Source organism: Aquamicrobium sp. YD-1-mutant5 (assembly GCF_059509755.1).
Genome location: NZ_JCAKKP010000004.1, coordinates 406164 through 432698, shown reverse-complemented (window position 1 = coordinate 432698; position 26535 = coordinate 406164). Strand labels below are relative to the sequence as shown.

24 protein-coding genes and 1 other RNA gene are annotated in these 26535 nt (G+C 62.9%); 13 read left to right on the top strand and 12 right to left on the bottom strand.

Annotation, left to right across the window (positions count from 1 at the left end; genetic code table 11):
• Positions 1-3: 3 nt before the first annotated feature.
• Entirely contained in the window at positions 4-534 is a 531-nt protein-coding gene (gene def, locus AC5XE7_RS09695; protein ID WP_287948154.1) for a peptide deformylase, read from the bottom strand.
• A 102-nt stretch (positions 535-636) separates the two neighbouring features.
• On the opposite strand from def, the gene AC5XE7_RS09690 reads away from it, so the two are divergent.
• Positions 637-1875, top strand: a complete 1239-nt coding sequence (locus AC5XE7_RS09690) for a DNA recombination protein RmuC (RefSeq protein WP_495365842.1) — start codon at positions 637-639, stop codon at positions 1873-1875.
• 721 nt (positions 1876-2596) lie between these two features.
• On the opposite strand, the gene AC5XE7_RS09685 is transcribed toward AC5XE7_RS09690, so the two are convergent.
• Complete coding sequence (locus AC5XE7_RS09685) at positions 2597-2992, bottom strand: DUF6481 family protein (protein WP_239800421.1); 396 nt, start codon at positions 2990-2992, stop codon at positions 2597-2599.
• Positions 2993-3175: 183 nt separating this feature from the next.
• Between AC5XE7_RS09685 and AC5XE7_RS09680 the strand changes: the two genes are divergently transcribed.
• Complete coding sequence (locus tag AC5XE7_RS09680; RefSeq protein ID WP_495365840.1) at positions 3176-4216, top strand: LLM class flavin-dependent oxidoreductase; 1041 nt, start codon at positions 3176-3178, stop codon at positions 4214-4216.
• On the opposite strand, the gene AC5XE7_RS09675 is transcribed toward AC5XE7_RS09680, so the two are convergent.
• The 7 genes from AC5XE7_RS09675 to ffs all read right to left on the bottom strand — a co-directional run bounded on the left by AC5XE7_RS09675 (position 4150) and on the right by ffs (position 11330).
• The gene (locus AC5XE7_RS09675) at positions 4150-5784 is read right to left on the bottom strand and encodes a phosphoethanolamine transferase (RefSeq protein ID WP_495365838.1); all 1635 of its coding nucleotides are present in this window, start codon (positions 5782-5784) and stop codon (positions 4150-4152) included. The two genes, AC5XE7_RS09680 and AC5XE7_RS09675, sit on opposite strands and share 67 nt — an antisense overlap.
• An 80-nt stretch (positions 5785-5864) precedes the next feature.
• The gene (locus AC5XE7_RS09670; RefSeq protein WP_495365837.1) at positions 5865-7103 is read right to left on the bottom strand and encodes a lytic murein transglycosylase; all 1239 of its coding nucleotides are present in this window, start codon (positions 7101-7103) and stop codon (positions 5865-5867) included.
• A gap of 15 nt (positions 7104-7118) precedes the next feature.
• The gene (recR, locus tag AC5XE7_RS09665; RefSeq protein WP_495365836.1) at positions 7119-7724 is read right to left on the bottom strand and encodes a recombination mediator RecR; all 606 of its coding nucleotides are present in this window, start codon (positions 7722-7724) and stop codon (positions 7119-7121) included.
• Positions 7725-7783: 59 nt separating this feature from the next.
• Positions 7784-8554: a cell wall hydrolase gene (locus AC5XE7_RS09660; RefSeq protein ID WP_495365835.1), complete on the bottom strand. Its 771-nt coding sequence runs from the start codon at positions 8552-8554 to the stop codon at positions 7784-7786.
• A gap of 301 nt (positions 8555-8855) precedes the next feature.
• A complete protein-coding gene (locus AC5XE7_RS09655) occupies positions 8856-9179 on the bottom strand; it encodes a YbaB/EbfC family nucleoid-associated protein (RefSeq protein ID WP_183826932.1) in 324 nt (107 codons plus the stop codon).
• 69 nt (positions 9180-9248) lie between these two features.
• Positions 9249-11102, bottom strand: coding sequence for a DNA polymerase III subunit gamma/tau (locus AC5XE7_RS09650; RefSeq protein WP_495365834.1), 1854 nt, complete (start codon positions 11100-11102; stop codon positions 9249-9251).
• A gap of 131 nt (positions 11103-11233) precedes the next feature.
• Positions 11234-11330: signal recognition particle sRNA small type (ffs, locus tag AC5XE7_RS09645), an RNA gene on the bottom strand.
• 178 nt (positions 11331-11508) lie between these two features.
• Here ffs and AC5XE7_RS09640 point away from each other — a divergent pair.
• From AC5XE7_RS09640 to AC5XE7_RS09630, 3 genes are read left to right on the top strand one after another with little or no spacing between them, the layout of a single operon-like run.
• Entirely contained in the window at positions 11509-11928 is a 420-nt protein-coding gene (locus AC5XE7_RS09640) for an HIT domain-containing protein (RefSeq protein ID WP_495365833.1), read from the top strand.
• 38 nt (positions 11929-11966) lie between these two features.
• On the top strand, positions 11967-12908 hold the full coding sequence (nudC, locus tag AC5XE7_RS09635; protein ID WP_495365832.1) for an NAD(+) diphosphatase: 942 nt from the start codon (positions 11967-11969) through the stop codon (positions 12906-12908).
• 60 nt (positions 12909-12968) lie between these two features.
• Complete coding sequence (locus tag AC5XE7_RS09630) at positions 12969-13850, top strand: bifunctional helix-turn-helix transcriptional regulator/GNAT family N-acetyltransferase (protein WP_495365831.1); 882 nt, start codon at positions 12969-12971, stop codon at positions 13848-13850.
• A gap of 12 nt (positions 13851-13862) precedes the next feature.
• Here AC5XE7_RS09630 and AC5XE7_RS09625 read toward each other — a convergent pair whose 3' ends face one another.
• Positions 13863-14723 (bottom strand): prephenate dehydratase, encoded by an 861-nt coding sequence (locus AC5XE7_RS09625; RefSeq protein ID WP_495365830.1) that lies wholly within the window; start codon positions 14721-14723, stop codon positions 13863-13865.
• A gap of 11 nt (positions 14724-14734) precedes the next feature.
• Complete coding sequence (locus AC5XE7_RS09620; protein WP_495365829.1) at positions 14735-15463, bottom strand: 3-deoxy-manno-octulosonate cytidylyltransferase; 729 nt, start codon at positions 15461-15463, stop codon at positions 14735-14737.
• 187 nt (positions 15464-15650) lie between these two features.
• Between AC5XE7_RS09620 and AC5XE7_RS09615 the strand changes: the two genes are divergently transcribed.
• The 7 genes from AC5XE7_RS09615 to AC5XE7_RS09585 all read left to right on the top strand — a co-directional run bounded on the left by AC5XE7_RS09615 (position 15651) and on the right by AC5XE7_RS09585 (position 25242).
• Entirely contained in the window at positions 15651-16430 is a 780-nt protein-coding gene (locus AC5XE7_RS09615) for a c-type cytochrome (protein ID WP_495365828.1), read from the top strand.
• A gap of 150 nt (positions 16431-16580) precedes the next feature.
• Complete coding sequence (locus AC5XE7_RS09610; protein WP_495365827.1) at positions 16581-18476, top strand: extracellular solute-binding protein; 1896 nt, start codon at positions 16581-16583, stop codon at positions 18474-18476.
• A complete protein-coding gene (locus tag AC5XE7_RS09605) occupies positions 18476-20344 on the top strand; it encodes an extracellular solute-binding protein (protein WP_495365825.1) in 1869 nt (622 codons plus the stop codon). The genes AC5XE7_RS09610 and AC5XE7_RS09605 overlap by 1 nt, the downstream gene beginning before the upstream one ends.
• A 27-nt stretch (positions 20345-20371) precedes the next feature.
• A complete protein-coding gene (locus AC5XE7_RS09600) occupies positions 20372-21481 on the top strand; it encodes a microcin C ABC transporter permease YejB (RefSeq protein ID WP_287946836.1) in 1110 nt (369 codons plus the stop codon).
• Positions 21481-22647: an ABC transporter permease gene (locus AC5XE7_RS09595; protein WP_239800408.1), complete on the top strand. Its 1167-nt coding sequence runs from the start codon at positions 21481-21483 to the stop codon at positions 22645-22647. Before AC5XE7_RS09600 ends, AC5XE7_RS09595 begins: the two co-directional genes overlap by 1 nt.
• Positions 22644-24272 carry an ABC transporter ATP-binding protein gene (locus tag AC5XE7_RS09590; RefSeq protein ID WP_495365823.1) on the top strand — a complete coding sequence of 543 codons (1629 nt, stop codon included), beginning with the start codon at positions 22644-22646 and terminating at the stop codon, positions 24270-24272. Before AC5XE7_RS09595 ends, AC5XE7_RS09590 begins: the two co-directional genes overlap by 4 nt.
• Before the next feature lie 16 nt (positions 24273-24288).
• Positions 24289-25242 carry a 2-hydroxyacid dehydrogenase gene (locus tag AC5XE7_RS09585; RefSeq protein WP_495365822.1) on the top strand — a complete coding sequence of 318 codons (954 nt, stop codon included), beginning with the start codon at positions 24289-24291 and terminating at the stop codon, positions 25240-25242.
• On the opposite strand, the gene AC5XE7_RS09580 is transcribed toward AC5XE7_RS09585, so the two are convergent.
• Positions 25236-25610 carry a hypothetical protein gene (locus AC5XE7_RS09580; RefSeq protein ID WP_280199309.1) on the bottom strand — a complete coding sequence of 125 codons (375 nt, stop codon included), beginning with the start codon at positions 25608-25610 and terminating at the stop codon, positions 25236-25238. The two genes, AC5XE7_RS09585 and AC5XE7_RS09580, sit on opposite strands and share 7 nt — an antisense overlap.
• A 199-nt stretch (positions 25611-25809) precedes the next feature.
• Here AC5XE7_RS09580 and rpe point away from each other — a divergent pair, with 199 nt between their 5' ends.
• A complete protein-coding gene (gene rpe / locus AC5XE7_RS09575; protein WP_495365821.1) occupies positions 25810-26487 on the top strand; it encodes a ribulose-phosphate 3-epimerase in 678 nt (225 codons plus the stop codon).
• Positions 26488-26535 lie beyond the last annotated feature (48 nt).

Here is a 26535-nt window from a genome sequence, read left to right as displayed (position 1 = left end):
GTTTCAGCCTACGAGCTTCGGAGCCGGCTTGTCACGCGCCAGCTTGCGGAACTTGCGCATCACCATATCGCGCTTGAGCTTTGAAATGTGGTCGATGAACAGCACGCCGTTGAGATGGTCGATCTCATGCTGAAGGCAGGTCGCCATCAGCCCTTCGGCCTTGATCTCCTGCTCCCTGCCGTCCCGGTCGACATATTTCACCCGCACCGATGCGGGGCGCTCGACCTCCGCGTAATATTCGGGGATCGACAGGCAACCCTCTTCGTAGACGGAGCGCTCGTCGCTGCTTTCCAGGATTTCGGGATTGACGAAGACATGCGGCGCCGGTTCGTCATCCTCCTTGGCGAGGTCGATGACCAGCAACCGCATCGGCAGCCCGATCTGGATGGCGGCGAGGCCGATGCCGGGGGCGTCATACATGGTTTCCAGCATGTCGTCGGCCAGCCTGCGCAGCGAATCGTCGACGCGCTCGACCGGTTTGGACACCTGACGCAGCAAGGGATCGGGAAGGATGATGAGCGGCTTGATCGTCATCCTGCTCACCTAAGACCTCGCCAATGCGCCGTCAACCGTGAAGGTCAATGCTTGTTCACGTTTTGATCTGGTGAAGAGGAGCAATTCTGTTATCATGCCGGCATGAGCGACATCTTTTCTCAAACCATCATCCAGCTTGGCGCCACCACGATCACGCTTGGTCAGGTGCTGGCCTTCTGCGCCGTTGCATTCCTGTGCCTGTCGGTGGCGATGATCGTCGCGCTGTTGCGGTTTTCCCGGGCCCGGGCCATTGCCGTGTCGGAAGCGGCAGAAAACGCCCGCGATGCGGAGGCGCGGATGGTGGAAATCCTGCGCAGCCAGGCCGAGATGCAGGGCCGCATGGGCGCCATCGCCGAAGTATTCGGCACGAGGCAGGCGGAACTGACGCAATCGATCAGCCAGCGGCTCGATGCCATGAGCGGGCGGCTCGGCCAGACCATCAGCGAACAGACCCGCACCACGCACGAAAACCTTTCGCGGCTACAGGAACGGCTGGCCACCATCGACAGTGCGCAGGGTAACATACAGGCGCTGGCCGGGCAGGTCGTGCAGCTTCAGGCGATCCTTTCCAACAAGCAGACGCGCGGCGCCTTCGGCCAGTCGCGCATGGAGGCCATCGTCGCCGACGGGCTGCCTATGGGCACCTATGAGTTTCAGGCCACGCTTTCAAACGGCAACCGGCCGGACTGCCTTGTCAGGATGCCGAACGACGCGCCCTCGCTGGTGATCGACGCCAAGTTTCCGCTGGAGGCGTGGAACGCCATTCGCGCGGCCGAAACGCCGGAGGCGCAGAAGGCCGCGGCACAGGCCTTCCGGCGCGACGTCGAAATCCACATCCGTGACATTGCCGGTAAATATCTCATTCAGGGCGAGACACAGGACACGGCCTTCATGTTCGTGCCCTCCGAATCGGTGTTCGCCGAAATTCACGAGAATTTCGAGGCGCTCGTGCAGCGCGCCCACCGCTCCCGCATCGTCATCGTCTCGCCATCGCTGCTGATGCTGTCGATCCAGGTCATACAGGCGATCCTCAAGGATGCGCGCATGCGCGAGCAGGCCCATGTCATTCAGGGCGAGGTGATCCGCCTGATGGAGGACGTCGCGCGGCTGGATGAGCGCGTGCGCCGGTTGCAGACGCATTTCGGTCAGGCCACCCGGGACATAGATGAAATCCTCGTCTCAGCCTCCAAAGTGACGAAGCGCGGACAGAAGATCGAGGCGCTCGAACTGAGCAGCAATGCGGGACAGACCGGCTCCGGTGCCGACGAGGCCGCAAGTGCCCCTGCGGCCACATCCAGAACCGGACAACTGCGACTACGCATCGTGGAGGATGCCGACTGAAGCATGTGGCCAAAACGGTTGCGGGCAGGTTTGGGAATGGCATGCGTGAAGATGGAGATCCGGAAGCATGGCGCCCGATTCCGCGTGATCGCGGAGCGCTTCAGGCTCTTGCCTGCGCCCTTCAGCAGCGCGCATTCCCGCCTTGATCTGACAGAACCGAAACACTTTCCTTGTCCGTGTGCGAGATGGCCACACGGCTTTCAGGGCATACCGCTTTAAGCGCGGCACAGCTGGAGCAAGCCGCGGTCTGAACGGCGAAGCGAGCAGTTTTGTCCACTCCCGCGGCGAGGCGAACCGCACCTGATATCCGGGCAGCCGGTTTGGGCACCCCGTCATCAGACGGAGCTTTCCATGAGCCGGCTCCTGCTCATTCTTGCCGGTTTCTTCGACACGGGAAGGGTTCTACAAAACAAGCCGACGGCTTCACAACACCGCTGCCAACGGTTCACACCGCGCTTTCCATGATCGGTTGAGCCGTGCTTCCCGGGCCAGAGTTAAAGCATATCCCCGTCGCTACCGGCTATGCCGGACAGAGATCGGCACAGTGGGCATCGCGCTGGGCCACATCTCGCTTTTCGTCAAGCCAGAAACAGAAGCCCAAACGGCATGCATCGGCCCGAGCGTTTGCAGCATCGTCGGCCCGAAACTGGCCAGCTGAAGGCATACAAAAAGGCCGGCCCTTTTGCAGGGCCGGCCTTTTCAATTTCGTTCTGCTGTCTGATCAGCGGCCGGTGAACCCGGGAGGCACGCGGCCGCCACGGGTCTTGCGGGCAGCGTAGCGCGCGTCGCGCTTCGCCTTGCGCTCGGCTTCGAGCGCCAGCTCTGCTGCGACCCTTTCAGCTTCCTGAGCTTCACGAACGCGCGCTTCCTCAGCCGCGATACGCTCGGCCTCGGCGCGGGCAGCGGCCTCACGGGCCATCTTTTCCTGCTTCAGCTTGGCCTTCTCGGCCTCGCGCTCGGCACGGGCGGCGAGAATTGCCTCACGCTCGGCCTTGCGAGCCAGTACACGCGGATCATCTTCCGCCGGACGTTGCTTGAAACGCTCAAGAAGAGCCTTCTTTGCATCATTTGCGGCATTGCGCCGCTCGAAAATGTCTTTTTCCCTGTAGATAGCCAACTTTACTTCCCTGAAATCGGTTCGCGTGCCTTACATACGGGCCAAGCGCCAGACTTCAAGCGCCAAAACGGCATGTCTGCCATGAATTCCCGGCATGTTGCACTGCGACGACACCTGTCTGGCACATTTGCGATGCGCAGGCACGCTCCCTATATCCGACGGCACATGATATGGGAACCCGAGATGACATCACTCTCCGTCCTTGACCTCGCGCCTGTTACCGACGGCGGCACGGTCGCGCAATCGCTCACCAACACGCTAGACCTTGCCCGCCATGCCGAAAGGCTGGGCTACAGGCGCTACTGGCTGGCGGAGCATCACAACATGCCCGGTATCGCCAGTGCCGCCACTGCGGTGGTGATCGGCCATGTCGCGGCAGGCACGAGCACGATTCGGGTGGGAGCCGGTGGCATCATGCTGCCCAACCACGCACCGCTGATCATTGCGGAGCAGTTCGGCACGCTGTCGGCGCTGCATCCGGGCCGCATCGATCTGGGGCTTGGCCGCGCACCCGGCACCGACATGCTGACCGCTCAGGCGCTGCGCCGCAATCTCGACGCCTCGGTCGACAATTTCCCGCGCGATGTGGTGGAACTGATGGCCTATTTCGATCCCGTCAGGGAAGGCCAGCGGGTGCGCGCCATTCCCGGCGAAGGCGAAAAGGTGCCGGTCTGGATCCTCGGCTCCAGCCTCTACGGCGCCCAGCTCGCAGCGATGCTCGGCCTGCCCTACGCCTTCGCCTCGCACTTCGCGCCCGCCGAAATGGAACGCGCGCTGGAGCTTTACCGCTCGCGCTTCGAGCCTTCCGAACACCTGCAGAAGCCGCATGTCATGCTCGGCCTCAATGTCGTGGCCGCACCAACCGACGACGAAGCGCGCTACCTGTTCTCATCGCTCCAGCAGGCTTTCGTCAATCTGCGCAGCGGGCGGCCGGGCAAGCTGCCGGCGCCGGTGGAAAACTACACGGCCCGCATCGGCGCACAGGAAAACGCCATGCTCAACAATGCGCTCTCCTGCGCCATTGTCGGCTCGCCCGAAAAGGTCAGGCTTGGGCTCGATGCCTTCATCCGCCGCACAGGCGCGGACGAGCTGATGGTGACGGCGCAGATATTCGACCATGCGGCGCGCGTCCGCTCGTTCGAGATTCTGGCTTCCGTTCACGGCATGACAGATGATGTGGCCGGCGAACGGCACGCCGCGAAAGCGTCCAGCGCGGGATTGTAGATATCGGTCTGAACATCCATCAGGCCAAGCACCGTATCGAACATGTTGTCATGCGACAGCTCTTCGCCCGCACGCGCGCGCAGACAGGCGGCATCCAGCCCGTCCCGACGGGCGAAGCTGTCTGAAAACCATGCGATGAAGGGTATCCGCTTCTGCTCTTCGGGCGCGAACATGTAGGGCGCGCCGTGCAGATAGAGGCCGTTCTCGCCGAGCGATTCGCCATGGTCGGACATGTAATACATGGCCGTTTCCAGATCATCGCGCTGCTTCAGCAGGTCGATCACCGACGCCAGAATGTAGTCCGTATAGAGAATGGTGTTGTCATAAGCGTTCAGCAGTTCCTGCGATGAGCAATCGTTCAGTTCCGAAGTGCGGCAGACGGGTTTGAACCGCTCGAATTCCGGCGGGTAGCGCCGGAAGTAGGCCGGGCCGTGGCTGCCCATGACATGAAGTATCAGAACCCCATTGCCATCATAGGTCACAAGCCGCTCGCGCAGACGGTCGATGAGGACCTGATCGAGACATTCCCCGCCCGCACACAAGGCCGGATCGGGTGTGTTGGCAACCATCTCGACGGGGATGCGATCAGCGACGTTTTTCGGCCCCGTGTTGTTTTCCCACCATTCGACCTTAAGCCCCGCATGCCGGAGCACATCGGCCAGATTCTCGGAACCGAGAAAGGCGCGCCGCGAATAGTTGTCGCGGCCGAGATGGGAAAACATGCAGGGCATGGAAATGGCCGTCGCCGTGGCGCAGCTGGTGACATTGGTGAAGGCGATGACATCGCGGGCCGCCAGCATCGGGTTGGTTTCGCGGCCATAGCCTGTGAGGCTGAAATTCTGCGCACGGGCAGTTTCACCAACCACCAGAACCAGAAGCCGCTTTCCCGATCCCTGCGCCACCCTTGGCCCCATCCGCGCGTCGCGGCCATAGGGCTGCGCCTCAATGTTGAGGTCGCGCAGTTGGCGCTGGGCATAGTCAACCGCACCGACCAGCGCCATAGCCGGATTGAGATAGGCCATGGTTTCGTGCCGGTCATGTTGCCAGAAGGGAATGAAGGCGCGCAGGTTGCTCCCGATCAGCAGGGCCGCGAGCGCCACCAGCCCAATACAGACCGCCGTGTTGACCCTGACCTTCTGCCAGAACGGCCGGTGCCTTATGCCCACCCATGCGATCAACAGGCTGGGCAGCACCCCGAAAAGCAGCATATGCAGAACCATCTGCCCCGTGATCAGGTTGCTCGATTCCGGCAGAGTGGTCTGAACGACGTTCTGGATCATGTCGCGATCCATGATCGTGCCGAACCTGTCGGTATAATAGGATACCGCCGCCGCAATCATCACCAACATGATGAACATGGGCCTGATCACATAGGGTGCGGAAAAGATGGTCAGGAAAACGACGTAGACGAGCAGAACCGCCGCATTCAGCAGCACCAGATTGAGCGGCTCGTCAGCAAAGCGGGCGCTGATACGGCTCCAGTAAGTGGCGTTGGTCAGGAAGAGAACGTAAATGGCCACCAGAACCGAAAGCGCGGTGCTGCTGATGACAGGGCGTCTGAAACGCATGGGCGGGCTCGCGGGATTATCCTCTGCCCTCTTCTGGCGACCCGGATTGTGGCTCTGTTATGGCCGCAATCACGCCCGCGTCACTTCAGGGCGCGCACCAGCCCGGCATCGGGAAAACAGGTGGCGGCACGGCCATTCTTCGCCTGCCAGTCGCCGATGGAACGCCGCGTCTTGAAGCCGGGTAATCCATCGGCCCCGCCGACATCGTAACCCTTCTGTTCCAGCGCGCGCTGCAGGCCGGCGATGTCGGAGCGGTAGAGCTTGTCCACCGATCCCCAGCGGCCGGCAAACCCCTTGTCGCCATAAGCGATGCGATCGCCGGCATGGCCGATGAACAGCGCATAGAGGTCGCTCATATTGTAGTCCTTGAGGACATAAAAATTGGGAGTGACGATGAAGGCCGGACCATTGCGGCCGGCGGGCATCAGGAGAAAACCCTCGGCCTTCGCTTCATGCGCCGGGAACGGTTTGCCGTTGACCCGGCGGATGCCCATATCGGCCCATTTCGCGATCGGCCTGCCGATGTCCGGTCCCTCCAGAGCGCAGGACACATTGTCGGGCACGACGACCTCGAAGCCCCAGTCGCGTCCCTTCTGCCATCCGTGGTGCACGAGATAGTTGGCGATGGAGCCCAGCGTATCCGGCACCGAGTTCCAGATGTCGGCGCGGCCATCGCCGTCCATGTCCACCGCATGTTCGAGGAAGGACGACGGCAGGAACTGCGGCTGGCCAAGCGCACCGGCCCATGAGGATTTCATCGCCGCGCGGCCCACAGCGCCACGCTCGACCATGGCAAGGGCCGCCAGCACCTCCTTGCGGAACATATCCTTGCGGGTGGCCATGAACGCCTTGGTGCCCAGCACCTCGAAGGCATCGTAAGGCATGCGGGCAGCACCGAAACCGGACTCGCGGCCCCATATGGCCAGCACCACCGGACCCGGAACGCCGAAGCGCTGCTCGACGGCGGCCAGCGTGCGGGCATGGGTGTCAGCACGGGCGCGACCGCCCGCGGTCACCCCACCCACGGTCTTTTCGGCGAAATAGGCGCCGGGCGCCCCGAACTCGGCCTGATGCTGGGTCTTCGGCGTCTTCGGCTTTTCACCCGGCATCACCAGATCGGGCAGCTTGAGATTGGGACTGATGCCGGCAAATGCAGCGTCGAACGTCTTCTTCGATATGCCCTTGGCCTTCGCCTCGGGCCACAGATCGTTCGCCAGCCAGGCGCGGAACTGGTCATCCACGGGTGCGGCGGAAACTGCGGTGGCGCACAGCAGGGCCGCTACAACACCGGCACAAAGGGAGATGATGCGACGCTTCATGGGAAAGCCCCCGGATCAGAACGCAGTTCGTGACTTCAAGGCGGCGGTGAGCGTGCCTTCATCCAGATAGTCGAGCTCGCCGCCGACCGGCACCCCGTGGGCAAGGCGCGTCACCTTCACGTCGAGATCGGAGAACTGGTCGGTCAGGTAATGGGCGGTGGTCTGTCCTTCGACGGTGGCGTTGACGGCGAGGATCACCTCCTTCACCTCGCCGGCCGCAACCCGGTCCACCAGCGTGCGGATGTTGAGTTGATCGGGGCCGACGCCATCCAGCGGCGACAGCGTGCCGCCCAGTACATGATAGCGCACATTCATGGCGGCGGCCCGCTCCAGCGCCCACAGGTCCGACACGTCCTCGACCACGATCAGCGTGGCGGGGTCACGGCGCGGATCGCTGCATATGGTGCAGGGGTCGGAGGTGTCCACATTGCCGCAGGTGGAGCACACGCGCACCTTGTCCAGCGCCTCGCCCATGGCGGCGGTGAGCGGAGCCAGAAGCTGATCCTTCTTTTTGATCAGATGCAGTGCTGCGCGGCGCGCGGAACGCGGCCCGAGCCCTGGCACCTTGGCCAGAAGCTGGATGAGGCGTTCGATTTCGGGGCCGGCGATTCGCTTGGACATAGCCGGGTTTTAAAGCATGTCTCCGCAAAGTGGGAGACACGACGACGTGTTGCCGCGCGTCAGTAGCCCGAGGCCTGCGCCTGGCTGACAATCAGCGAGCCGATGGCGCTGGTGTCCTGCGGCGTCTGCTCGAAAGCCATGACAGGCTGGTCCGCATCGGAGATGGAGGCCGTGGTGATCAGGTCGGCATCCGGCTGCGAAGGCTGGACGGGCGTGGCGGAAGCGACAGCGACCGGCGCAGCGGCGGCGGGAGCAATGACCGGCACGTCCTGCTTCGCCACTGCGATGGAAGGCGGATTGGCGGCCTGCGGCGTTGCCGCGGCGACGAGGAACTCCGAATCCGGCGGCAGCGGCTCGAAATTGCGGCCACGCTTTTCATAGAAGGCGTTGCCGCCGGCCACCGCCACATAGTGCATGTTGTTGTATTTGAACTTGAGGCCGGCCGTATGGAAGAACATGGCGTCCTTCATTTTCGGGTGACGCTCGCCCTTGAGCACCGCATCGGCTGCTTCCACGACATCGGGCAGGGCTTTGGATTTCATCGGCCGGGTCATAACGCCGGGTGCGAACTGACGCGGCGCGCCTACCACCTCGCAAATTGTGTCGCCGTGCTTGCCCGATTTCAGGCGGTTCATGACCACGGTGCCGACGCCGATCATGCCGTCACGGCTGGAGCGGTGCGATTCGAAGAAGATCGCCCGCTGCAGGCACTCACGGTCCTTTTCGGTGTAGCGATAGCTGTAGGTCTTGCTGGCCGAGGTTTGGGATTTCGTCGTCACATCCTGCAGAGCAAGACTTTGCGAGGTCTGACTGCAGCCGGCGAGCAGCATGAATGATCCTGCCGCGCCCAGCAGAGCGGGCATATTCCATCGCTTGACGATCAATAATCGTCCCCTCTTCCTGTCGCCGCCACATCCCCGGAAGCGCCCCAGAATGAGACAGTTTCAGGCGAAAAGATGGCAGCAACGAGATTTAAAGCACGTCGCCCGAAAGTGGGAACCGGTTTCGGGATAACGACATGCGTAAAAACAACGACTTGAAGCGTGACGAGCGAATCTGAAAGATCGCGACACGCTTCAAGCGGCACACGCCAGTCGACAGCACAGGCCGGTCCGGCGCCTTCCACAGGCCTCAGAACGGCAGCTTCATGCCCGGCGGAATCGGCAGACCGGCGGTCAGCGCCTTGGTCTTTTCCTGCATGACCTGCTCGACCTTGACCTTGGCGTCGTTGTGCGCCGCAAGGATCAGGTCCTCCAGAATCTCCACCTCGTCCTCCTTCAGCAGCGAGGGGTCGATCTTCAGCGACTTCATCTCGAACTTGCCGGTGAGCGTGACGCTGACCATGCCGCCGCCGGCCTGACCGCTCGCCTCCAGCGTGGCGATCTCCTCCTGCATGGACTGGAATTTGGCCTGCATTTCCTTGGCTTTGCCCATCAGGCCGAGCAGATCCTTCATCGCGATATCCTTTGCGTCTGGTGTTTCCTGTGCCGGCGCGGCTGATCGTGCCGATCCGGCCCAAAGCTCTCAATCGTCTTCGTCGGCTTCCGGTTCCGGCAGCGTGTCGTCCTCCGCCGCCTCGGCCTGCAAAGCGTCGGGAATGCGCACGTCGATGATCTTCGCGCCGGGAAAGCGGGCAAGCACCGCCGCCACGGCCGGATCGCTGCGGGCATCGAGAAGTGCCGTCTCGCGGCGGATCGTTTCCTTCTCGAAGAGCGTCTGGCCGCCCTCCTCCTTGGACAGGGACACCACCCAGTGGCGGCCGGTCCATGTCTTGAGCTTGACGGTCAGGTCGTTGAGCAACGTGCGCGGGGCGTCTTCCGTCAGGCTGACCTGAACGTGGCCGGGCTCGATGCGCACCGGCCGCACATAGCGCTTGATCAGCACCTTGAAGGCAAGCTCGCGATGCTTGTCGGCCAGCGCGACGATGTCGTCGATGGATTTGACGGAAACGGCAGGCTGCGCCGGCTCCGGCTCTGCCTGTGGAGGCGCGAAAGCAACAGGCTCCGGCGTGGTCTCGACCAGCCGCATCGTCTGCGCTCCACCCGATGAGGATGGCATCATTGCGGGCATGGGCGCCTGCGCCATGGCACTTGCCGGAGCGCTGCTTTCCACACCGGCAGGGCCGTTCCCGGAAGGCGTCGGCCGGGGTGCCGGCGTTGGTGCGCGCGGGGCGGAAACCTGCTGACCGTCGAGCGTTTTCAGCGCTTCGTCCAGCGTCGGCAGATCGGCGGCATGCGCAATGCGGATCAGCACCATCTCGGCGGCGCTGACCGGGCGGTTCGAGCTCTGAACCTCCAGAATGCCCTTGAGCAGCATCTGCCAGGTGCGCGACAGCACCTTGACGGAAAGCGCAGCGGCGAATTCGACGCCGCGCCTGCGCTCGGCTTCCGAGAGAGACGCATCGGCGGCGGCATCCGGCACGAAACGCAGGCGCGTCACCAGATGATTGAACTCGGCAAGGTCAGTGAGCACGGCGGCCGGGTCGGCGCCGGTGTCGTACTGCGCCCTGAACTCGCCAAGGGCTGCCGCCACGTCGCCCTTCATCAGATGCTCGAACAGATCAATGATGCGGCCGCGATCGGCAAGGCCCAGCATGGCGCGCACCGCCTCCGCCGACACGGTGCCGCCACCATGGGCGATGGCCTGATCGAGGATCGACAGCGAGTCGCGGGCCGAGCCCTCGGCCGCGCGGGCGATCATCGCCAGCGCCTCGTCGTCGATGGAAATGCCTTCCTGTTCCGAGATGGCACCCAGATGTTTCACCAGCTGGCCGGCATCGATGCGGCGCAGGTCGAAGCGCTGGCAGCGCGACAAAACGGTGATCGGCACCTTGCGGATTTCGGTGGTGGCGAAGATGAATTTCACATGCGGCGGCGGCTCTTCAAGCGTCTTCAGCAAGCCGTTGAAGGCCTGCGTGGAGAGCATGTGCACCTCGTCGATGATGTAGACCTTGTAGCGCGCGGAAACCGGGGCGTAGCGCACCCGGTCGATGATGTCGCGAATGTCGTCGATGCCGGTGTGGGAGGCGGCGTCCATCTCGATCACGTCGACATGGCGGCCTTCCATGATGGCCTGGCAGTGCTCGCCCGGCACCGAAAGGTCGACGCTCGGGCGGTCGAGTTCGGGCGTTCTGTAATTGAGGGCGCGGGCGAGAATGCGGGCGGTCGTCGTCTTGCCCACGCCGCGCACGCCGGTCAGCATCCATGCCTGCGCGATGCGTCCGGAAGAAAAGGCGTTGGTCAGGGTGCGCACCATCGGCTCCTGACCGATGAGCTGCGAAAAATCCGAAGGCCGGTATTTGCGGGCCAGCACCCGATAAGGGGCGGGCGCCTTCCCGGCTGCGGAAATATCTGCGTCGCTTGTTCCGGCGTCGTTCATCGATCGGCACTGCTCCAAGCCAGCATCTGGGGACCGCGACCGGAAGCGGCCGTCTGCAAAGCCAGTTTCGCCCGCACGCCCCGACACAGTCAATGAGCATGCCGTCATGAACGCGAAGATGGCGAAGAAAGGCGGGAGGCTGGAACAATGACCCGTTCCGGGCTCGTTAGGGCTGCTTCCTTCCGGACCTGACCCGGTTGGCGAGTGGACCGTCCACCACCAACCTCCCGGTTTCCATATCGGCAATTCGACCGCGAATTGCAAGTGCGCGTGCAAATTCCATGGCACTCTTCCGCCAGAAACGCTTGCAGCGCAAACAAGCTCGCAATACCGTCCGCAGACGCGAAGGCCTGATGCCTTTCCAATCCGCAGTTTTCCGGCCTGTCCGGTTCAAGGGAGGATGCCCATGTTGCGCGGGCTAAACGCCGGATTTGCGCTCGATGCGCGTCTGGAAGCCGACAGCGAGCCGCTGATGTGGCTCGGCCTGTGCGAGCTCAGGGTCATGAACGACCGGCGCTTCCCCTGGCTGATCCTCGTACCGCAACGGCCGGGCGCAGAAGAAATCCACGATATCACGCCGCTTGATCAGGCCATGCTCACATTCGAGACCAATATGGTCGCGCAGGGTCTCAAGCGCGTGACCGGCTGCACCAAGATCAACACGGGCGCGCTGGGCAATATCGTGCGTCAGCTTCATGTCCATGTGGTCGCGCGCAACGAGAACGACGCGGCATGGCCGGGTCCGGTCTGGGGTCATGGCGCGCGCGAACCCTATGCGGGCGAGGACCTTCACCGCTTCATCGAAACCGTGAAGGCAGCGCTGTAAGCCGCCCCTTTTTTTCCACAGCGCCGGACCCTTTGCCGATGAGTTTTCCCTTTTTCGATGCACCGCTTCGCGAGCCCAGCCAGTTCGTCGGCTTCGCCGGCAACCGGATCGATCGCCAGTCGGAACGCCGCCCCGACGATTGCGTGATTCGGGCACTGACCGCCCAGACTGCGCGAATCATGCTGATCGGCAAAGGCCGCATCCTGCTCAAGCCGGATGGCGAAGGTTTCGATCCATGGTTCACCGTGGCCGAGTGCAGCCAGCTTGGCTTCGACCCCGCCGCCTCGATCCTGCTTGGCGTCGCCGCGCATGGCCCCGCCCTTGCCCTTTACGCAAAACTCGAACCCGAACAGCCTTTCGACGGCCTCGAAATGCTGGAACATCGAACGGTCTATGTTCAGGGGCTGATCCGCGAGGAAACGCTGGGCGCGATGGCGCAGGCCTCATCGCTGCTGACATGGAACCACACGCATGCCTTCTGCGGACGCTGCGGACAGAAGACTGAGATGCGCGGCGGCGGATACCGCCGCCATTGCCCGACCTGCGGCACCGACCATTTCCCGCGCACCGATCCGGTGGCGATCATGCTCACCGTCACCCCCGAAAAATGCCTGATGGGGCGCGGCCGCCATTTCGCGCCCGGCATGTATTCCTCGCTGGCAGGCTTCATCGAACCCGGAGAAACCATCGAGGAAGCGGTGCGGCGCGAGACCTTCGAGGAGGCCGGCATACGGCTCGGACGCGTCATCTACCACGCCAGCCAGCCATGGCCTTTTCCCTATTCGCTGATGATCGGCTGCTACGGCGAACCGCTGAACGAGGACATTCGCGCCGATATGGACGAACTGGAGGATTGCCGCTGGTTCAGCCGCGACGAGGTGCTGGCCATGCTGCATCGCACGCATCCGCAGCAGCTCGTCGTCCCGCCTTCCGGCGCCATCGCCCATCACCTCATCCGGGCATGGGCGGAACAGCAATAATTATCTGACTTTGGTCAGATAATTATTGCAGCGCCACCATTGCCTGACTAAAGTCAGGCAATGGACACTAATCACATCGCCCAGATCCGCAGTTTCAACCGCTCCGTTACGCGCCGCGTCGGTGTGCTGGAGGAAAGTTATCACAGCCGTGGCCGGCCGCTCAGCGAGGCGCGGCTGCTGTTCGAGATCGGATCGGCCGGGGCTGCCCTTGGTGATCTGCGCCAGCGGCTTGGTCTCGATTCTGGTTATCTCAGCCGCATGCTGCGTTCTCTGGAAACGCAGGAGCTTGTTACCGTCGGCGCGCAGGAGGGCGATGCCCGCGCGCGCTTCGTCACTCTGACCGGCAGGGGTCGTGAGGAACTTCGCGCCTATGACGCCCTGTCGGACAAGCAGGCTCTGGCATTGCTGGAGCCGCTTTCGCCGGCAGCACGCCAGCGACTCATCGCCGCCATGGCCGAGACCGAGCGCCTTCTGGCCGCCGCCTCCGTTGAAATCGCGGAAGAAGATCCCGACAGCGCCGATGCAAGACATTGCCTCGATCTCTACGTGGCCGAGGTCGCATCGCGCTTTCAGGACGGCTTCGACACGAGCAGCGGCAGCACGGCCAGCAGCGAGGAATTCATCCGCCCGCGTGGCGCTTTCCTGCTCGCCCGTCTGGACGGCAGCCCGCTCGCCTGCGGCGCGGTGCGCCTGCTCGATAAGGAGACGGCTGAGATCAAGCGCATGTGGGTTTCACCGCAAGCGCGCGGCATGGGGCTTGCCATGCGCCTGCTGCGGCAGCTTGAAGCCATTGCCCACGAGCTCGGCGCGCGCGCGGTCTGCCTCGACACCAACCGCGTACTGGCGGAAGCGCAATCGCTCTATGAGCGCGAGGGATATGGGGAAGTCGCGCGCTTCAACGACAATCCCTATGCAGACCGCTGGTATTCAAAGCAGCTCTGAAACGCCGCGCCCTCAGGCATCGGCATCCTGCGTGGCGCGGAATTCGTTGGCCGGATAAACGCCCAGAATGCGCACTTCCTTCGAGAAGAAGCGCAGTTCTTCCAACGCGTTTTTCAGGCTCACATCGTCCGGGTGGCCTTCCACATCGGCATAGAACTGCGTCGCGGTGAAAGCGCCGATCTGGTAGCTCTCCAGCTTGGTCATGTTGACGCCGTTGGTGGCGAAACCACCCATGGCCTTGTAGAGCGCGGCCGGGACGTTGCGCACCCGGAAGACGAAGGTGGTGACCATCGGCACGTCGTCGCGGCGTTCCGCCCATTGCTTCGTCTTCGACAGGACGACGAAGCGGGTGATGTTGTTCTCGGTGTCCTCGACATTTTCCTGAATGATGTCGAGGCCGTAGAGATCGGATGCCAGGCGCGGCGCGAGGGCTGCCATGGTGCGATCCCTGACGTCGGAGACGAGTTTTGCAGCGCCGGCCGTGTCACCGGCCACGACAGGCTTCCAGCCGTTCTTACGAATGAATTTGCGGCACTGGCCAAGCGCGTGAATATGGCTGTGCACGGTTTTGATCTCGGAACGCTGGACGCCCGGCAGCACCATGAGCTGGAAATGGATCGGCAGAAAATACTCGCCGACGATATGCAGCCTTGATTCCGGCAGCAGGTAATGGATATCCGCCACCCGCCCGGCGATGGTGTTCTCGATCGGGATCATGGCGAGATCGGCCTTGCCCGTCTCCACCGCGTTGAACGCATCCTCAAAGGTAGGGCACGGCAACGGCTCCATGGTGGGATAGACGTTGCGGCAGGCGGTATCGGAATTGGCGCCCGGCTCGCCCTGGAAAGCGATCTTGTTGGTCTTTTCTGGCATTTTGAGCCCTGTCAGCTGGAAAGAATGGTTCTGGCGCGTTCCAGATCGGCGGGCGTGTCGACGCCCAGCGGAACGGAATTCACGATCTCGACGTCGATGCGCATGCCGGCTTCGAGCGCGCGCAGCTGCTCAAGCTTCTCGCGCCCTTCAAGACAGGACGGCCCCAGCGCCACGAAGCGCTCAAGGGCTGCGCGGCGATAGGCGTAAAGCCCGACATGATGATAGAGCGGCCCTTCACCCCACGGCGCGGTGGCGCGGGTAAAATAAAGCGCGCGCATGCGCGTGGCCGACAGCGGCGAGCCGACGATCTTGACGACGGCCGGATTGGTTTTCTCCTCCTCGCGCACGATCTCGACGCCAAGCGTGGCGATATCGACCGCCGGATCCTCGAACGGACGCAGCGTTGCAGAAACGATGGCCGGATCGAGCGTCGGCAGATCGCCCTGAATGTTCACCACTGTTTCCACCTGCCCATGCGGGTCCAGCGCCGTCAGCGCCTCGAAGATGCGGTCGGAACCAGACTCGTGATCGGCCCTCGTCATCACCGCCTCGAAGCCGTGCGCGGCCACGGAATCCGCGATTTCGACAGTGTCCGTCGCCACCACCACGCGACCGAGACCGGTCTGTGCTGCGCGGCGCGCCACATGCACGATCATAGGCAAGCCGGCTATATCGGCCAGCGGCTTGCCGGGCAACCGGGCCGAGGCCATGCGGGCGGGGATGAGGACGAGTGTGGTCATGAGGCTGAAACTGCGCGAAAGAGCTGGTGAAAAGTGTCAAAAGGTCTCACTGGAAGCGCCCTTATAGGTGTTGCAAGAGCTGAGCAAAAGACCTAGTTTCCGCCCGATTTGTCGCTCCTCGCGCAGGAGCGTGTATTACCGACGGACGGAGGACGGCATGTCCGCCGGAAAAGGGAGCCTGGGGCGTATGGATTCATTTGAAGTCAACAAGATCCTGGGCGGACTGCTCGGCACCGTATTCATCATCTTCTCTGTCGGCATCGCTTCCAACTCGCTCTTTTCCACACATGCGCCGGAAAAGCCCGGCTTCATCATCGAGGCAGCCGAAGGCGACGCCGGTGGTGCAGCAGCCGGCGGCGCCGCCGAAGCGACCCCGATCGCCGACCTGCTGGCCAAGGCTGACGCGAAAGCCGGCGAAGCCGTGTTCAAGAAGTGCGCTGCCTGCCATTCGATCGAAAAGGGCGGCCCCAACAAGGTCGGCCCGGACCTGTGGTCGATCGTCGATCGCCCGGTCGCTTCGCATGAGGGCTTCTCCTATTCCGGTGCCATGAAGGAATTCGCCGGCGGCGGCTCCGAGAAATGGACCTTCGACAACCTCAACCACTTCCTGATCTCGCCCAAGGGCTTCGTGAAGGGAACGGCCATGGGCTTCGCCGGCCTGAAGAAGGACGACGAGCGCGCGAACCTCATTGCCTATATGCGTGAGCAGGCCGACAGCCCGGTTCCGCTGCCTGAAGCCGGCGCCGCGGCTCCTGAAGGTGAGGCCACCGAAGCCGCCCCCGCCGAAGGAGCAACTCCGACCGGGACGGCTCCTGCTGATGCGGCTCCCGCAGAACAGGCCCCGGCCGAAGCGGCGCCTGCCGAGCAGGCTCCGGCTCAGGAAGCTCCCGCCGCAGGTGAGGCAGCGCCGGAAGGTCAGCCGGCAGAACAGCCGGCAGAACAGCCAGCCGGGCAGCCAGCCGAATAACGAATTTGTAATCTGAATATCCTTGAAAAAGCCGGGTTCTGCCCGGCTTTTTTGCTACTGTAGGCTGGGCAATGCATTATCGGCACGATGCGATTCCCTCGTCAGGAGAATCCGCTACAGTGCGCGGCTTGTAGTTGTGAAAGGATCGGGATGCGTTTTCACCATATCAGGGCTCCGCTGACGGCCATGCTGTTTTCCGGGGTTGCCGCAACCCTGCTGGTTTTCGGCACCGGCCTCGCAGAGGCGCAGGAATGGCACACCTCCTCCTCGCTGGTCGGCGGCTCCAAATATGGCGAGAACTTCCAGCACTATGACTATGTGAACCCCGACGCGCCCAAGGGCGGCACGCTGAACACCACCGTGCTCGGCACGTTCGACAGCTTCAATCCCTATATCGTGCAGGGCACGCCGGCCTCGGGGCTGGCCGAGTTCGGCGGCGGACTGCTCTACGACACGCTGATGGAGCAGGCGACCGACGAAGGCAGCGTCAGCCATCCGCTTGTCGCCGAAGCCTACAAATATCCGGACGATTTCTCCTCCGCGACTTTCAGGCTCGATCCCGATGCGCGCTGGCATGACGGCCAGCCGATCACCGTCGACGACGTGATCTGGTCGTTCGGGGTGCTGAAAGCCAACAGCCCCATGTACAACCGCTATTACGAGAACGTCACCGAGGCGGTGAAGATATCGGATCGCGAGGTCGAATTCCGCTTCGATCAGAAGGGCAATCGCGAACTGCCCAAGATCATGGGCGATCTCGTGGTGTTGCCGAAGCACTGGTGGGAAGGCACCGACGCCAAAGGCAAGAAGCGCGACATCACCCGCCCGACGCTGGAAGCCCCGCTCGGCTCCGCCGCCTACCGCATCAAAAGCTTCAAGCCCGGACAGGAGATCATCTGGGAGCGCGTGCCGGACTACTGGGGCGCGAAGCTGCCGGTGAAGATCGGGCGCGAGAATTTCGACCAGCGCCGCTACCGCTATTTCCTCGACAACAATGCCGCGTGGCAGGCCTTCACCAAGGGCGGTTTCAAGGACATCCATTCCGAAAACAGCGCGAGACGCTGGATGACCGCCTATGATTTTCCCGCCGTCAAGGCTGGCGACGTGATCAAGAAGGAATTCGTGTCCAACGCCCGCGCCAACATGCAGGGCTTTGTCCTGAACACGCGCCGGCCCTTGTTTCAGGATCGGCGCGTGCGTCAGGCGCTGTCCTACGCCTTCGATTTCGACACGATGAACCGCACCCAGTCCTTCGGGCTGAACACACGCATCACCAGCTATTTCATGGGCGGCGATTTTGCGTCCCGGGGCCTTCCGGAAGGCAAGGAGCTGGAGATCCTCGAACAGTACCGCGACAAGCTGTCGCCGGAAGTGTTCACGAAGGAATTCGCCCTGCCGCGTTTCGACAATCCGCAGGCCGAGCGCAAGATCCTGCGCGACGCGGTGGCGCTGTTCAAGGAGGCCGGCTGGGAAATCCGCAACGGGCGGATGGTCAATGCCGAAACCGGCCAGCCCTTCAGCTTTGAAATCCTCGATTTCAGCCAGGATTCCGGCCCCACAATCAGCCCGTTCATCGAAATGCTGCGCAAGATCGGAGTAACCGTCACCCACCGCATCGTCGATACCAGCCAGTTCGTGAACCGGGTAAACGATTTCGACTATGACGTGATCACGCAGGTGCTGCAGCAGTCCGATTCCCCCGGCAACGAACAGCGCGACTACTGGAGCACGCGCGCCGCCGGCACGCCCGGCTCGCGCAACTATTCCGGCATCAAGGATCCGGTGATCGACGCGCTTGTCGACCGGGTGATCTTCGCCACCGACCGCGACGACCTGATCGCCGCCACCCGCGCGCTCGACCGTGTCCTCTTGTGGAACTACTATGTCGTGCCGCAGTTCACCCGTCCCAACCTGTGGGTCGCCTACTGGAACAAGTTCAGCATGCCGGACAAGCAGCCCGAATATATCGGGGCCGACGTCGAGTCCTGGTGGATCGACCCCGAAAAGGAAAAGGCGCTGGCGGCCAAATACCAGAGCGCACAGTGATGAGCGCCTTTTCACGTCGCGATTTCCTCGTGCTGGGGAGTGCGGCGGCCGCATGGCCGCTGCTGCCCCTCCCGGCCTTCGCCACCGCTCCGACAGGCGTGAAGCTTCACGGCCTCTCGGCCTTCGGGGAGCTGAAATATCCGCCCGGCTTTGCCCATTTCGACTATGTGAACGCAGACGCCCCCAAGGGCGGCACCTTCAATTTTCCGCCGCCCAACTGGGCCTTCAACCAGAACCCGCTCACCTTCAACACGCTGAATGCCTTCACGCTGCGCGGCGATGCCCCGCCGCGCATGGAGTTCTGCTTCGATACGCTGATGGCGCGTGCGCTGGACGAGCCGGATGCGCTCTACGGGCTGCTGGCCGAAAGCGTCACCATCTCGCCGGACCGCAACAGCTTCGACTTCCACCTGCGCAGCGAAGCGCGCTGGCATGACGGCACGCCGCTGACGGCCGAGGATGCCGCCTTCACGTTGCTCCTCTACAAGGACAAGGGGCACCCGCAACTGGCGCTGCCGCTTGTCGAGCTTGCCACCGCAGAAGCACTCGATCCGCAGACGGTGCGGCTGACCTTTACGGGCAGGCAGCCGCCGCAGACCATTCTCACGGCCGCCGAAATGCCGGTCCTGTCGAAGGCCTACTATACGCAAAACGAGTTCGACGCCGGGCGCATGACGCCGCCGCCGGGCTCCGGACCCTACAAGGTCGGCCGGGTCGCCGCCGGACAGTTCATCGAATATGAGCGGGTGGCCGATTACTGGGGCCGCGACCTGCCGGTCAACCGGGGCCTGTACAATTTCGACCGCCTGCGCATCGACTTCTACCGAGATCGCAATGCCGCTTTCGAGGCCTTCAAGAAGGGTGACACCAATTACCGCGAGGAATTCGTCGCCCGCACCTGGGTCTCGGAATACAACTTCCCCGCCATTTCCGACGGACGCGTGCTGAAACGCGAGTTCGACGGGGAGAAATGGCCCGAAATGCAATCCGTGGCGCTCAACCAGCGCCGCCCCCAGTTCCGCGACGTGCGGGTGCGGCGCGCCATCGGGCTGTGTTTCGATTTCGAGTGGACGCGCCGCACGCTGTTTTCCGGTGCCTATGAGCGCTCGCAGTCCAATTTCGAGAAATCCGAGTTCAGGGCGGAAGGCCTCCCCTCTCCCGAAGAACTGGCTTTGCTGGAGCCATTGCGCAAGGACCTTCCGCCGGAGGTATTCGCGGAACCGGCCATCCAGCCCGTTTCCAATGGATCGGGACGCGACCGGAAACTGCTCGGGGAGGCCATGAAACTCCTTGGCGAAGCCGGATGGCGTCGCGACGGCGCCTTTGTCGTCAACGATAAGGGCGAGCGCCTGAAGACGGAAATACTGGCCGACGACGATGGGCTTGCCCGCATTTTCCTGCCGTGGGCTGAAAACATGAAAGCGGTTGGCATCGACGCATCGGTCCGCGTGATCGATTCCGCGCAATATCAGGCGCGCCAGAACGATTTCGATTTCGATATGATCCTGACCCGCATATCGGTCGGCGCGACACCTGCCCATGCAGCACTTGAAGCGCTCTACCATTCCCGTGCCGCGGGGCGGCCCGGCACCCGTAACTATCCCGGAACGGAGAGCAGCGCCGTCGATGCGCTGGTCGACGCGGCAGGGCGCGCTGAAACCCGCGAGGAGCTTGTTACGGCGCTGCGCGCGCTCGACCGGGTCTTGCGCGCAAGGCTCGACTGGATTCCAACATACTATGTGGCGAATCACCGGGTCGCGTATTGGGACATGTTCGGATTTCCCGAAACCAAGCCCGACTACGGCTTTCCGGTAGAGACGCTATGGTGGTTCGAACCTGAGAAGGCTGCGAAGATTGGCAAGGGCTGACGTGAGAAGAAAAGGGAGCAGCGCCTGATGGGTGCCTATATCCTGCGCCGCCTGCTGCTGATGATCCCGACCCTTTTCGGCATCATGGCGATTTCCTTCGTCGTCATCCAGTTCGCGCCCGGCGGCCCGGTGGAGCAGGTGATTGCCCGCCTCACCGGTCAGGGGGGCGATTCCAGCGACCGCCTCGGTTCCGGCGGCGGTGGCGACATGGGCATGGCCGGCGGCTTCGAGGCCGGGGGCGGCAACATCTCCAGCAAATATCGCGGCGCGCAGGGCCTCGATCCCGAATTCATCGCCAAGCTTGAAAAGCAGTTCGGCTTCGACAAGCCCCCGCTGGAACGCTTTGGCCTGATGCTGTGGAACTATGCCCGCTTCGACTTCGGGGACAGCTATTTCCGCGACATATCGGTGGTCGACCTGATCCTCGAGAAAATGCCGGTGTCGATCTCGCTGGGCTTATGGATCACGCTGATCTCCTACATGATTTCGATCCCGCTCGGCATTCGCAAGGCGGTGAAGGACGGTTCGGCCTTCGACACATGGACGAGCGCCATCGTCATCGTCGGCTATGCGATCCCCGGCTTCCTGTTCGCCATCCTTTTGATGATCCTGTTCGCCGGCGGCTCGTTCTGGGACTTATTCCCGCTGCGGGGGCTCACCTCCGACAACTGGTCGCAGATGTCGTGGCCGGACCGCATCATCGATTATTTCTGGCACCTGACACTGCCGCTGACGGCGATGGTGCTGTCGGCCTTCGCCACCAACACGCTGCTGACGAAGAACTCCTTCCTTGACGAGATCCGCAAGCAATATGTGGTGACGGCGCGCGCCAAGGGCCTTTCCGAGCACCGGGTGCTCTACGGCCACGTCTTCCGCAACGCCATGCTGATCGTCATCGCCGGCTTTCCCGGAGCGTTCATCTCGGCCTTCTTCACCGGCTCGCTGCTGATCGAGAATATCTTCTCGCTCGACGGGCTGGGCCTCCTCGGCTTCAAGTCGGTGGTCGACCGCGACTATCCGGTGGTGTTCGCCAACCTCTATATCTTCTCGCTGATCGGCCTGTTCGTCAGCCTCATCTCCGATCTCACCTACACCTGGATCGACCCCCGCATCGATTTCGACCGGAGGGACGTGTGATGGTCGAGGCCACCATGAAGACGGGTGCTGAAGGCGTAGCGCCCCAGCCTGTCACACCAAGACGGCGCAGGCCGTTTCTGTCTCCGCTCAACCAGCGGCGCTGGGCGAACTTCAAGGCGAACCGTCGCGGCTACTGGTCGTTGTGGATTTTCCTGTTCCTGTTCGTCGCCTCGTTGTTTTCCGAGTTCATCGCCAACGACAAGCCGATCATCGCCTCCTACAAGGGCGAAATTCTCTTTCCCGTCCTCGTCGCCTATCCGGAAGAGAAATTCGGCGGCTTCTATGCCGTCACCGATTATCGCGATCCGGTGATCCGCGACGAGATCGAGGCCAATGGCTGGATGATCTGGCCGCCGATCCGCTATTCCTACCGCACCGTCAACAATGCGGTGCCGCAGGCAGCCCCCGCCAAGCCCTCGTGGAGCTACGATGTCGCCACACGCTGCGCCCAGTATCCGCAGGGCGCAGCGGATCCCGACTGCATCGTCGGCAACTGGAACTGGCTCGGCACCGACGATCAGGCGCGCGATGTCATGGCGCGCGTCATCTACGGTTTTCGCGTCTCGGTGCTGTTCGGTCTGACGCTGACGCTGGGCTCGGCCATCGTCGGTGTCTCCGCCGGCGCGATCCAGGGTTATTTTGGCGGCTGGGTCGACCTGCTGTTCCAGCGCTTCATCGAAATCTGGTCGGCCATTCCGGTGCTCTACCTGCTGCTGATCGTGGCGGCGGTGCTGCCGCCCGGTTTCTTCATCCTGCTTGGCCTCATGCTGTTGTTTTCATGGGTGGCCTTCGTCGGCGTGGTGCGGGCCGAATTTTTGCGCGCGCGTAACTTCGAATATGTGAACGCGGCCCGCGCGCTCGGCGTCTCCAACCGAACCATCATGTTCCGCCATCTGCTGCCCAACGCCATGGTGGCGACGCTGACCTTTCTGCCCTTCATCCTCAACGGCTCGATCTCGACGCTGACCTCGCTCGACTTCCTCGGCTTCGGCCTGCCGCCGGGCTCGGCCTCGCTGGGTGAGATGCTCAAGCAGGGCCAGCGCTATCTCAACGCGCCATGGCTCGGCATCACCGGCTTCATCACTCTTTCGATCATGCTCTCGCTGCTGATCTTCATCGGCGAAGCCACGCGCGACGCTTTCGACCCGAGGAAGACGTTCAGGTGAGCACGCCCCTCCTTTCCGTTCGCGATCTCTCGGTCGCCTTTTCGCAAGGCGGCAAGACCTCGCTCGCCGTCGATCACGTGTCGTTCGACATCGGCAAGGGCGAGACGCTGGCGCTGGTCGGCGAATCCGGCTCGGGCAAGTCGGTCTCAGCGCTGTCGGTGCTGAAACTTCTGCCCTACCCGCCGGCCAGCCATCCCTCGGGCGAAATCCTGTTCGGCGGCAAGGACCTGATGCGGCTTGGCGAGAACGAGTTGCGCAAGGTGCGCGGCAACAAGATCACCATGATCTTTCAGGAACCGATGACCTCGCTCAACCCGTTGCACACCATCGAGCAGCAGATCGTCGAGGTGCTGAAGCTGCATCGCGGCATGAGCGACGCGCAGGCCCGCAAACGCACGCTGGACCTGCTCAATGAAGTGGGCATCCGAGAGCCGGAAAAGCGTCTCGACGCCTATCCCCATCAGCTTTCAGGCGGGCAGCGCCAGCGCGTCATGATCGCCATGGCGCTCGCCAACGAGCCGGAACTGCTGATCGCGGACGAGCCGACGACCGCACTCGACGTGACCGTTCAGGCCCAGATCCTGCTGCTGCTCGACACCCTGAAGAAGAACAACGGCATGTCGATGCTGTTCATCACCCATGACCTAGGCATCGTGCGCAAGATCGCCGACCGGGTCTGCGTGATGACAAAAGGCAAGGTGGTCGAGACCGGGCCGACAAAGGAAATCTTCGCCAATCCGCAGCACGAATACACGCGCCATCTTCTGGCCGCCGAGCCCCGCGGAAAGCCGCCGACCGCCGACCCCGCCGCCAGACCCGTGATGCACGGCGAGGACGTGAAGGTCTGGTTCCCGATCAAGCAGGGTTTTTTCCGCAAGACCGTGGACCATGTGAAGGCCGTGGACGGCATCGACGTGACGGTGCGCGAGGGCCAGACGCTGGGTATCGTCGGCGAATCCGGTTCCGGCAAGACCACGCTCGGTCTTGCCCTGGCGCGCATGATCTCTTCCACCGGCAAGATCCGTTTCGACGGGCGCGACATCGACGCGCTGTCGTTCAATGAAATGCGGCCGCTGCGGCGCGAATTGCAGATCGTGTTCCAGGACCCTTACGGGTCGCTCAGCCCGCGGATGTCGGTGTCGGAGATCATCGAGGAAGGGCTGAAGATCCACGAACCGAAGCTCTCGCCCGACGAGCGCGACGACCGTGTGGTCGACGTGCTCAGAGAAGTCGGCCTCGATCCGGAAACGCGCTTCCGCTACCCGCACGAATTTTCCGGCGGCCAGCGCCAGCGCATCGCCATTGCCCGCGCCATGGTGCTCAAGCCGCGCTTCGTCATGCTGGACGAGCCGACCTCGGCGCTCGACATGAGCGTGCAGGCGCAGGTGGTGGACCTGCTGCGCGACCTGCAGGCAAAGCACAACCTCGCCTATCTGTTCATCAGCCACGACCTGAAGGTGGTGCGCGCGCTCGCTAACGAGGTGATCGTCATGCGCAATGGTAAGGTAGTGGAAGCAGGCCCCTCGACCCAGATTTTCGAGGCGCCGCAGACCGACTACACGAAGGCGCTGATCTCGGCCGCCTTCCGCATCGAGACGGCTCCGGAGGGCGTCGTTTCGGAATAGGGACTAGGAGGATATTTTGAACACATCAGGCACGGGCCGCGTTCTGCTTGCGGTCAACGCGTTCCATCCCCAGCGCTGGCACGATCTGGTGGCAGCGGAGCGGGACGTCGTTCTGGAGCGCGAACCCGGCACAGATCCGTCCATCACCTATGCTGTCGTGTGGAAGCAGAAACCGAACCTGCTTGCCGGGCTGCCGAACCTCAAGGTCATCTTCTCGGTCGGCGCGGGCGTCGACCACATCATGGAAGATCCGACCATCCCCACCGATGTGCCGGTGGTGCGCGTGGTTGCGGAAGACCTGACGCAGCACATGGTCGAATATGTCGTGTGGCGCGTGCTCGATCACCATCGTCACGGCCGGCAATACCGGGAAAACCAGCGCCTGCGCGCCTGGCGCGATGTCGAACAGCGCAATGCCGGCGATGTCTCGGTCGGCATCATGGGCTTTGGCCATCTCGGCCGGGCAGCCGCCAGAGCGCTGATGCCGCTCGGCTTCCGCATCAATGGCTGGTCGCGCTCCGAACGCCGGATGGATGGCGTGACCAGCTATGCCGGTGATGCCGGGCTCGTGCCGTTCCTCAACGCCACGGACATCCTGCTGGTTCTTTTGCCATTCACGCAGACCACCAAAGGCATCATCGACTACAAGCTTCTGAAGGAACTGCGCCGGCGCAACGCGCTGGGAGGCGCGGTGCTCATCAATGCGGGGCGTGGCCGGCTGCAGAAGGAAGCCGACATCCTGCGCGCGCTGGACGATGGAACGCTCAAGGAAGCGAGCCTCGACGTGTTCGAGATCGAGCCCCTGCCGAAGACGAGCCCGCTGTGGAGCCACCCGAAAGTGTTCATCACCCCGCATGCGGCAGCCACATCCGATCCCGTGCATCTGGTGCCGGTGATGCTTGCGCAGATGGCCGCCTATGAGCGGGACGGCACGCTGGAAAATCTGGTGGACCGCGAAGCCGGTTACTGAGGCAGGACCGGCGCGGGCTCCACGCATTTGCGGCGCGTCAGCGACCTGTTCATGGCGTCAATCTCGCCGCGCGCGGCCTCGGCCTTGCGGCGGCGTTCGGAGCGCACATCCGGCGTCAGTGGCCCGATGCCGTAGGGCTGGCGCACGAAGACGGGTCTGGCGTCCAGCGGCAATCCGTACTGGGCGGCGAGCGTATCGCGGTGCATGAACAGCGTGTCGCAGGGTACGCTGTCATAAGGCAGCGCCGACGCCACCACCTCATCCTGCCGCTCCACGATGGAGTTGCCGCATCCCGCCACGATGAGGCACGCACCCATGATGCAGGTGCGGGCAATGCCCTTTCGGATTGTCGAGACCGCGCCGTTCAAAACCGCCTCCGGAACGTGATACCTGGCTGACATATGGCAGGACTTTGACGAAGTGTAGGCCATCAGCGTGAAACAGTGCCCACAAGCACAGGATAATGCCAAAAAAGCTGTGTCCGGTTTCGGCTGCGATGCTATAGGCACCTCAAATGTTTCCCGGGTCATTCTCACCCGGCTCAACCCTACAGGCAGGAGTGCAGGCATGAGCGCAAGAACCCTGATCGCACCGTCGGTTCTGTCGTCGGATTTCTCGAAGCTTGGCGACGAGGTCGAGGCGATCGTCGAAGCGGGCGCGGACTGGGTGCATCTGGATGTGATGGACGGCCACTTCGTGCCCAACATCACCTTCGGCGCGCCGATCATCAAGGCGATCCGCAATCGCACCGATGCCTATTTCGACGCCCACCTGATGATCGCGCCGGTCGATCCCTATCTCGCCGCCTTCGCGGAGGCCGGTTGCGATGGCATCACCGTTCATGCAGAGGCCGGCCCGCATCTCGACCGGTCGCTGCAGACCATCCGCAACCTCGGCAAGAAGGCCGGCGTCTCGCTCAACCCGGGTACCCCCGAAAACATCATCGAATATGTGCTCGACCGGCTCGATCTCGTGCTTCTGATGACCGTAAACCCCGGCTTCGGCGGACAGGCCTTCATTCCCTCGGTGGTCGAGAAGGTGAAGCGCGTCAGGGCGATGATCGGCAACCGTCCTATCGACATTCAGATCGATGGCGGCGTGACGCCTGAAACGGCTCCGCTGGTGGCGGCCGCCGGCGCGAATGTGCTGGTGGCGGGTGCAGCCGTATTCAAGGGCGGCACGGTGGAGTCCTACCGCACCAATATCGAGGCGATCCGCACGGCGGCGGACGCAGCGCGCGGCTAGAGCAATTCCGGCAAAAGGGCGCAGCGGTTCTGCGTTCGGAATTGCGTG

Excerpts from the sequence above, each read along its gene's own strand:
- AC5XE7_RS09595 (WP_239800408.1), top strand. The coding sequence starts at position 21,481 with ATGGTCGAGGCCACCATGAAGACGGGTGCTGAAGGCGTAGCGCCCCAG.
- AC5XE7_RS09680 (WP_495365840.1), top strand. The coding sequence starts at position 3,176 with ATGACATCACTCTCCGTCCTTGACCTCGCGCCTGTTACCGACGGCGGC.
- AC5XE7_RS09630 (WP_495365831.1), top strand. The coding sequence starts at position 12,969 with ATGGACACTAATCACATCGCCCAGATCCGCAGTTTCAACCGCTCCGTT.
- AC5XE7_RS09660 (WP_495365835.1), bottom strand. The coding sequence starts at position 8,554 with ATGCTGCTCGCCGGCTGCAGTCAGACCTCGCAAAGTCTTGCTCTGCAG.
- AC5XE7_RS09640 (WP_495365833.1), top strand. The coding sequence starts at position 11,509 with ATGTTGCGCGGGCTAAACGCCGGATTTGCGCTCGATGCGCGTCTGGAA.
- AC5XE7_RS09670 (WP_495365837.1), bottom strand. The coding sequence starts at position 7,103 with ATGAAGCGTCGCATCATCTCCCTTTGTGCCGGTGTTGTAGCGGCCCTG.
- AC5XE7_RS09625 (WP_495365830.1), bottom strand. The coding sequence starts at position 14,723 with ATGCCAGAAAAGACCAACAAGATCGCTTTCCAGGGCGAGCCGGGCGCC.
- def (WP_287948154.1), bottom strand. The coding sequence starts at position 534 with ATGACGATCAAGCCGCTCATCATCCTTCCCGATCCCTTGCTGCGTCAG.
- AC5XE7_RS09610 (WP_495365827.1), top strand. The coding sequence starts at position 16,581 with ATGCGTTTTCACCATATCAGGGCTCCGCTGACGGCCATGCTGTTTTCC.
- AC5XE7_RS09615 (WP_495365828.1), top strand. The coding sequence starts at position 15,651 with ATGGATTCATTTGAAGTCAACAAGATCCTGGGCGGACTGCTCGGCACC.
- AC5XE7_RS09650 (WP_495365834.1), bottom strand. The coding sequence starts at position 11,102 with ATGAACGACGCCGGAACAAGCGACGCAGATATTTCCGCAGCCGGGAAG.
- rpe (WP_495365821.1), top strand. The coding sequence starts at position 25,810 with ATGAGCGCAAGAACCCTGATCGCACCGTCGGTTCTGTCGTCGGATTTC.
- AC5XE7_RS09690 (WP_495365842.1), top strand. The coding sequence starts at position 637 with ATGAGCGACATCTTTTCTCAAACCATCATCCAGCTTGGCGCCACCACG.
- AC5XE7_RS09675 (WP_495365838.1), bottom strand. The coding sequence starts at position 5,784 with ATGCGTTTCAGACGCCCTGTCATCAGCAGCACCGCGCTTTCGGTTCTG.
- AC5XE7_RS09620 (WP_495365829.1), bottom strand. The coding sequence starts at position 15,463 with ATGACCACACTCGTCCTCATCCCCGCCCGCATGGCCTCGGCCCGGTTG.
- AC5XE7_RS09605 (WP_495365825.1), top strand. The coding sequence starts at position 18,476 with ATGAGCGCCTTTTCACGTCGCGATTTCCTCGTGCTGGGGAGTGCGGCG.
- nudC (WP_495365832.1), top strand. The coding sequence starts at position 11,967 with ATGAGTTTTCCCTTTTTCGATGCACCGCTTCGCGAGCCCAGCCAGTTC.
- recR (WP_495365836.1), bottom strand. The coding sequence starts at position 7,724 with ATGTCCAAGCGAATCGCCGGCCCCGAAATCGAACGCCTCATCCAGCTT.
- AC5XE7_RS09655 (WP_183826932.1), bottom strand. The coding sequence starts at position 9,179 with ATGAAGGATCTGCTCGGCCTGATGGGCAAAGCCAAGGAAATGCAGGCC.
- AC5XE7_RS09600 (WP_287946836.1), top strand. The coding sequence starts at position 20,372 with ATGGGTGCCTATATCCTGCGCCGCCTGCTGCTGATGATCCCGACCCTT.